The sequence below is a fragment of the Natrinema hispanicum genome (assembly GCF_900111485.1).
Lineage (GTDB): Archaea > Halobacteriota > Halobacteria > Halobacteriales > Natrialbaceae > Natrinema > Natrinema hispanicum_A.
Genome location: NZ_FOIC01000035.1, coordinates 15356 through 22747, shown reverse-complemented (window position 1 = coordinate 22747; position 7392 = coordinate 15356). Strand labels below are relative to the sequence as shown.

At 48.9% G+C, this 7392-nt stretch carries 6 protein-coding genes and 1 pseudogene; 3 read left to right on the top strand and 4 right to left on the bottom strand.

Annotated elements, in window-relative coordinates; all coding sequences use genetic code 11:
* Positions 1–132 precede the first annotated feature (132 nt).
* Positions 133–1902, top strand: a complete 1770-nt coding sequence (locus BSG09_RS17580) for a transposase (RefSeq protein WP_092934829.1) — start codon at positions 133–135, stop codon at positions 1900–1902.
* A gap of 136 nt (positions 1903–2038) precedes the next feature.
* Here the strand turns inward: BSG09_RS17580 and BSG09_RS17575 are convergent.
* Positions 2039–2476, bottom strand: a pseudogene (locus BSG09_RS17575) (transcription initiation factor IIB); the annotation flags it as partial.
* Positions 2477–3134: 658 nt separating this feature from the next.
* Between BSG09_RS17575 and BSG09_RS20385 the strand changes: the two are divergent.
* A complete protein-coding gene (locus BSG09_RS20385) occupies positions 3135–3578 on the top strand; it encodes a hypothetical protein (RefSeq protein ID WP_130501899.1) in 444 nt (147 codons plus the stop codon).
* A gap of 5 nt (positions 3579–3583) precedes the next feature.
* On the opposite strand, the gene BSG09_RS17570 is transcribed toward BSG09_RS20385, so the two are convergent.
* Positions 3584–4981 (bottom strand): hypothetical protein, encoded by a 1398-nt coding sequence (locus BSG09_RS17570; protein ID WP_223174814.1) that lies wholly within the window; start codon positions 4979–4981, stop codon positions 3584–3586.
* A gap of 64 nt (positions 4982–5045) precedes the next feature.
* Positions 5046–6329: a S8 family peptidase gene (locus tag BSG09_RS17565; RefSeq protein ID WP_092935424.1), complete on the bottom strand. Its 1284-nt coding sequence runs from the start codon at positions 6327–6329 to the stop codon at positions 5046–5048.
* A gap of 168 nt (positions 6330–6497) precedes the next feature.
* Here BSG09_RS17565 and BSG09_RS17560 point away from each other — a divergent pair, with 168 nt between their 5' ends.
* Positions 6498–6893, top strand: a complete 396-nt coding sequence (locus BSG09_RS17560) for a hypothetical protein (protein ID WP_092935422.1) — start codon at positions 6498–6500, stop codon at positions 6891–6893.
* 29 nt (positions 6894–6922) lie between these two features.
* On the opposite strand, the gene BSG09_RS17555 is transcribed toward BSG09_RS17560, so the two are convergent.
* Entirely contained in the window at positions 6923–7138 is a 216-nt protein-coding gene (locus BSG09_RS17555; RefSeq protein ID WP_092935420.1) for a hypothetical protein, read from the bottom strand.
* Positions 7139–7392: the final 254 nt, after the last annotated feature.

Here is a 7392-nt window from a genome sequence, read left to right as displayed (position 1 = left end):
CTGAGGGCGAAGTAGAAAGGGGTCCGGTCAGACGGCTTATGGGCTACGCGTAGGCAGTGAAAAACTTACTGAAATTATATTGAAAAGCTATACGTCACTTCAGCTCGAATAGTCGCAGTATTGGGGTAAGACGTGTTTAAAGAGAATAATGAGTATCAGCAGGAAGCACTGTTTTCGCCTGTAAAAGACCTACAATCCGGACTAAAGACGAAGTTACAGAATCACTGGTCTACTCATTTCTACGAACATGTCTTCACCCAGATTGATGAGAAGAAGTTCGGCCAGCTATACCATGACGGGTATAGCCGGCCGAACAAACCGGTCAACGAGTTGGTTTCCCTGGAAATCATCAAGCACCTGCTTGGGCTATCTGATGAGCAGCTCGAACACGCCTATCTGTTCGATTTTCGCGTCAGGAACGCGCTAGGGAAGGAAACGCTCGGTGACAACATCTGTGCGAAAACGTTCACCAATTTCCGCCGACGCTTACTGGAACACGAAGAAGAGACTGGTCAAGACCTGTTGCACGAGGTTTTCCAGGATCACCGAAGCTACCTCCAAGACGAGTTCGAGATCGATGCCAGTACCCAGCGAATGGATTCGACGTTTATCGAGGCTAACATCAAGCAACTCTCCCGAATCGATCTCATCGCCAAAGTCGTTCACAACTTCCTGGACGATCTCCCCGACGAGATCGTCCAGGAACTCCCTGCCGGACTAGACGAATTCGCCGATACGGAGAACCTGGAGCTATCCTATGAACTGGAGCCAGGTGAGATCAACTCGACCATGGAAACACTCATCGAGCATGCTACTTGGTTGATCGACAGGTTCGAAGAGGAGCAAAACTACGCTGAACTGGAGAGTTTTGCTCATCTCCAGCAAATCCTCGACGAACAGTGCTACCGCATTCCTGAACTCGAAGACGATGACCGTGATCACGATGAAGACGACGATGACGACCATCCCGGTGACTCGCCGTCACCGGGATGGGAACCACTTAGAACCTTCACATCCAGCGAGGGAGAGACAGGCCACGAGCAGGCCAGTGATGAGCCAGCCCAGTCCAATGAGGACGACCACGAGCAAGATCGCGTCGGGCTGAAAGAGCCCGACGAGATCAGTAGCGGGTCGATGCAAAATCCCCACGACGTGGATGCGACTCACCGCCGGAAGGGCGGTGAGTCTTTTTGCGGCTACAAAGCGAACGTCGCTGAGACCTGTGGCGGAGAGAACCCATTTCGACTGATCACGACGATTCGCGTTGACACGAACAACACAGACGATGGTGATCTGTTAGCCGAAGACGTGCCAGAATTGCCGGAGGAGACCGGGTTAACGGATCTCCTCGTTGACGGTGGCTACACGCACAAAGAAGTAGAGGCGTGCTGCGATGATCATGGGATCACGCAGCACTTCACGGGACTAACCGGGCAGCGGCCTCCTGCAGAGAAGTTATCGCTAGCGGATGCAGAGTGGGACGACCACCGAATGGTTGCGTGTCCCGCCGGACACGAACCATTCGAGCAGCGGTACATGCCCGAGAGTGGTCGTATCTCAGGGCGAATGGGGAAAGAGTTCTGTGAAGACTGTCCACACAGGGAGAATTGCTTCGTCCGGGAGAAACAGAAGTTCTACAGTTACGGCTTCTACGAGCGGAAATTAGCACTTGCTCACCGACGCAAGCGGTTGGATAATCCAGCAGAGAAGGAGTTTCTGAACTTACGCGCTGGGGCTGAGTCGTTGGTCAATGAGGTGTATTACCAGGATGGGGAGAAAGCACGGTTCACGGGGACGATTAAGGTGAAGAACGCGTCGATAGCGAAAGCTATCGGGACGAATCTCAAGCGAGCCTCACGATTCTTGGAATCGGAGGCGAAGCGGGAGCACTCAGCGGGATAGCCGGAGGAGAATGGAATTTTCTCGGCTCGGAAGTTGGATTCATCGAGTTGGTGAGCAATTCAGCAAATCAGTCGTCGTGATCACTCGGGGTGTTCCCGGCGGAACACCCCTTTCTCCTGTGCCCTCAGAATCTGTGTTCCGAAAGCGCAAACTGGAGGTTTCGTTCACCTGCATCCTTGGTTCGAATCCGTTCTTGCCACTTGCGCAGTCGATTCAACTGATTACGCTTCTTTGAAGAGATCGATCTTCCGTGTGCGTCCTTGTTTTTCCAGTCGATCTGGGTGGTCAACCCTTTGTCGTGCATCGTCTGGGTTGTGGGTGCACCAACCCGGCTTTTGTTCTGCCGTTCGGCATGATTGAACGCGCGCCATTCTGGACCGTGGTCGATATTTTGCTCTTCGATAACGAGGCCGCAATCCTCACAAATGATTTCGTTACTATCGTTGCTAGCAACGAGAGCGCCTGAATCGCATTCAGGACACGTCTGCTCTTCACTCTGATTTTCATTTTCATGTTCGTCGGCTTCCGTTACCGACATCTGGTCACGTTCGCGCTGCTGCGTTGGCCGCACCATGAATGAACATTCTGACTACCCGTATGGAACACCAATAATGGTTTTGTCCCATGCTCAGACTCATTCAACTAACCATCCGTCTCAACGTCATCTGGAAATCGTCTCTGTAGCCATCAATCAACTCGCCCGAGGTCAAGAAGTGAATCCAAATGAGAACCCGTGAGATTTCGGTAGGCGACTCTGAAGCGACGCACTCCTGTCTTCGAATGAAGGACTCTTCATTAGTATCAGGACCTGTCTGTTGATAGGAGAGGAGAGGCGTAGACTGCTAAATCTCAGTGAGAGATTCAGCAAGAGTGGCAAGCGGTAGCGTTTTGTCTTGGTCAAGACTAACTGTGAGCTACGCGTCAATTGTGGCGTGCATGGGGTCATTTGGTGGTAGGTACCAGAGGTGACCCTGTTTCCCCAGAAGTCGGTTACTACTCTAGATGAGTTTGGGACGGGACCAAAATCTGTCTCATGAACAACCACATTCGCCAGCTTCGACTCCCTCGATTTACTGACCTACACCGATGTCGTCTAGTGATTCAACGCAGACGTCGAATCTGTATAACGGAATTCTCAACTGGAGTGGGCAAAGCCCGCGGTGACCTTTTTAGTATCGATTTGACAGTCCCAAAGAATAAGTTATTTAGATAAGGAAATGATTTTACTAAGTATGACTCACAATTTGAGCCGAAGAGAGGTACTCATTTCCACACCGGCTTTTTTAAGCGCCATAGCTGGATGTTCCTCGTTTCGGAATGAATCTCGAATTTTACAAACAATGGTTATAAACCACACTGATGAACCTATTGAAATACAGTTGTTGGTTATTCATAATGATAAGAAAATTATTGAGCAAGACTTTGGACTACCTTCACAAAGCCAGGTATCATCTGGTCCTTCCTCAAGATATCGGGTGAAAATGGACAATTTATCCGAAGGTTCAGAATTAAAAGCTACAATAATTGTTGATGACAATCGTAAAGAAACAATGGAAACATCAATAAATTGTGGGGACGGCGCGGTAGGTGATAATATTGGTTTTAGAGTGTATGACGAGTATATTGATCCTAGAGGTGGTTGTGCTGCTAACAGAAATATTACAAATATTGAATGACGATTCTATACCTTGTCTACTGAATCATACCAGGCTTCTGGTGCTTTGCTCCAGTCTGGTGTAACGGTCTTGTACATACCAACAGGAGTGGCAGAATAGCAACTAGTACAGGAAGTACTATCTGCATAGTAGAAAGTGTATTCTGGTTGGAATTCAATTGAACACAGCATATCATCGGCAGGCCATTCATTATTAACTCTCAATGAAAATTGAGTGGTTTGACATTCGTCGGATAATTCTCTTGGTAAGTCATCATATGACCCATCGAGATCAACATCAAAGTCATATATCGTTCCTGAATCGTAATAATTCACTGTGGTTGAACTTCCAGATCCACTCATAATATATTTAGCAATAGATGCTCCAACTCCAGCAAGATTCCCACTACCAATAAGATCTAAGGCTAGTCCAAGTTCCTCGTTCTCGGTTTGTCCATCCTCGTCATCTGGTTGAGGATGAGAGAAATGAATATAATCTTTTTGATCGTCATAGAACGGTTCAACATGTAAGGAGTAGTTGCTTGGCCGAATGTAATTTATAGAGTCACATTCAAATATGTCATTAGGTCTATTACCAAAGTATACGTAAAATCTCCATGTATTAGAGTCGCCTTCTTCAATCTCATCGTATTCATGATATTTTTTAATATCGGACTGAACACCAAAATTCACCTGATAATCTGTATCTACACAGTCTCCGTCAAGTGTACTCTGATGTGAAAATTCGGTAAGGACACCACTATCAGCAGAAGTAGATGTAGTACTAACATTACCCTCCATCTCATTCTTTCTTGCCTCAGATTTACGCTGACCTTTTTTGTATTTTAATAGACGACCTGGGGAAGAGTCCGTTGGAAGACCCTCACTTGGCACTTCAAAGTTTAGGGGATGGTCTTCCCATTCAGGGGCAGTATTTGGTCTGAATAAACCCTTTTTATCATTTAATTTGTCGGGAGATATGAGATAGAAGCCTAGCCTCCCAAATCCTCCCGACGGACGGCTTAGCATACCAGAGATGCAATCCTCATTTTGGTCTATATGAACTTTTAATGGGATGTTTTGATCTAAACGGTTATCCTTAGAAACAAATTCTTCATCATCTAGAACACCGACATAACGAGATGCTATTCTATCTGATTTTACGGAGTGCTTGTTTAATTTCCCAAATGGGATACTGAACCCAGCAACCTCAATCACTCCATTAGAGTAATCTTGAGAAGGAATCTGTCCGGTTGCTTCTGCACCAGTCCCATGAGTTAGGGTATCATAAGACAGCCCTACAAGATCTTGTTTTTTATCATTTCTGGCAGCCCCCGTCACTGGGATAGAAGACAGGGTGGCCGCTGATCCAATCCCGATATTCTGTAACACTCTTCTCCTTTTCTGGCCATCATTTCCAGCCATACATACACATTCATCACAGTGTATAATAAAGGCTTTCCTTGAAGAAATTCAACCAATTCTACTTTTAATTCGAGCGTGTCACGGCTTCGTCAATAGCCGCTGCAGCATTGACAAGACCAGCACCTTCTTCACAAGTACCGAGGACAGTCTCTGCACTAGTGAGGAGGATATCTTGAATTTCATCGTTTGGCTCTGCAGTGGTCGAATCACCGTCTTCATTAGTTAGCGACGCACCCATCGTCTCCCAAACGAGGCTAGCAACACCGGTCACATGTGGTGCAGCCATCGATGTTCCTGTCATCTGTCGATAGTCGTTTCCAAGGTAGGTTGAGAGAACGTTCGTTCCTGGGGCTAGAAGATCAACTGCAGTGCCAAGACTGCTATATTCCCCAAGGAACGTATCGGACTGATTGTCTTCGTCCATTCCCGCAACGGCAATCGTACTCGAGTGCGTCGCAGGGAATGTCATATTTTCTTCTTCGCAACTCCCATCTTCGTTGTTACCTCCGTTCCCCGCCGAACAAATAATGAGATGCCCAGCATCGTCTGCTTCAGAGATAGCAGTGGCCACTGAATCGTTGTATGACCCACCAATACTCATCGAGATGATTTCAATCCCGTTGGACATACACCAGTCAAGACCAGCGGCGATGTCACTCCAGCGACCGCTACCTGTCTGGTCAAGAACGCGGACAGACCACAGTGTCGAGTCTGGTGCAATGCCAACCGTTCCAAGCGTGTTGTTTGTGGCAGCAATGATTCCAGCAACGTGAGTCCCGTGCCCGTTATCATCAGAGTAATCGTTTGGACTACCTTTCATGAAATTTGTCCCGCCAGTAACGGTCAGGTCACAGTGATCCGACTGGATGCCCGTGTCGAGGATACCAACATTAACACCCGTACCCGTTGCTTCCGTGACGAGGTCGGCATCAATGCGGTCGTATCCCCACGGCATACGCTGATCAGGCTGAGACGAACATCCTCCACTTCCACCACCATTTCCGCTATTTCCTCTTCCATTGTTCTTCTTCACCTGCTCAATTTCAGTGGGTGTTGCGAGAGACACGACTGAATCCTGTTGAATATGGCTAACACGTTCATCAACACGGACATCTTCAATGGCTTTATTTGGAACTCGCGCAGCTACGAAGTCAAAGTTCTCGTAGTTGTAAACGACCGCTCCACCGTGATCGTGTGCAGCGGCTGCTGCATGAGACTGGGAATTATTAGCTCCGTGTATGAAAACAGGTTGCTTAGCTGCTCCAGAGACGGTTGTCGCTCCTACAAGACTAGCGAATAGTCCACTACCACTATACTTCAACACATTGCGGCGAGTAGTTCGAACCATTGGTAATAGCCGTATGAATCTAATAGAATCTATTCAATACACTGGTTAAAAATCTTCTCATATTATAGTAAATAAATACTATATGGGTAATTGGAAGACATCTCTATAAGATACTCGAAAAAGTCGGGCAGACAGCCAACGGTGTATTAGGCTGAGTTCTCCCCTATCGTGCGTGAGGCCCTCGAGCGATACACTGACCTCGAACTGTCGCGAAAGAACGACCGACAGGGCAACGCGTGGGAGGACGATGTGGCCGACCGCGTTGCCGGGGCGCTGCGAGAGGCCGGTGTCGACGACGATCTTGGGGACCTGGAAGCGTGGCTAACCGAGTTCAACGAGGCGTATGCGGAGGTCGGCGACGCGTTCACGCGCCTGCGCGAGATAATGGGTGACGACTCGGCGAGTGGAAATCGCTGGTTCGGCGACGTGCTCACGGCGACTGACCTGCCGGTCGCAACGGTGCCCGACAGTGAAGCCCCGCTGCCCGATGATCCAATCTACGACTTGAGTCGGTCCTATGCGGAGAGCAAAGCCCGAATCGATCGGTATCGGACTGCGGAGTGACCATGCTCAAGCGCGTGCAAGAGAAATAGCTACTCGTCGTTCTCAGCGACCCACTGTAATGCAGCAACGAGAACCTGATTCGCTGTCTCGACGCTGCCCCGTTTCGAGAGTGACTGCGAGCCGTTGATCGACCCTTCGAAGATAGTCCACCCGTCGCCGTCGCGGGCAGCCATGAGCCGCTGTTGACGGTCGTGGTCGTCGACAGCGATTAGATCGTCGTCGAAATCGAGTTGGAGGTCAGCCACGTAGTAGTATTCCGTTACGTGGGTGTTTAATCTATCGCGGACAGGCGGTTTTGAGTAGGATCGGGAGTAGACCGCCAGTGTGGACTACTGATATGTGAAGGGACACCCACTGATCCGCTAGCCTTTTTGAATATCCCATGCATGATCATGTTATGTTGACAACCACTCCGAGCCCCGCGCAAGCGTTCGACGAGACAGACGGCGAGATTTTCACGGCGCTGAAAAACGCCCGCCGCCGGTACGTCCTCGATGTG

Bases quoted from the DNA above. Each gene is read 5' to 3' on its own strand.
- BSG09_RS20385 (WP_130501899.1), top strand. From the start codon at position 3,135: ATGACTCACAATTTGAGCCGAAGAGAGGTACTCATTTCCACACCGGCT.
- BSG09_RS17570 (WP_223174814.1), bottom strand. From the start codon at position 4,981: ATGGCTGGAAATGATGGCCAGAAAAGGAGAAGAGTGTTACAGAATATC.
- BSG09_RS17565 (WP_092935424.1), bottom strand. From the start codon at position 6,329: ATGGTTCGAACTACTCGCCGCAATGTGTTGAAGTATAGTGGTAGTGGA.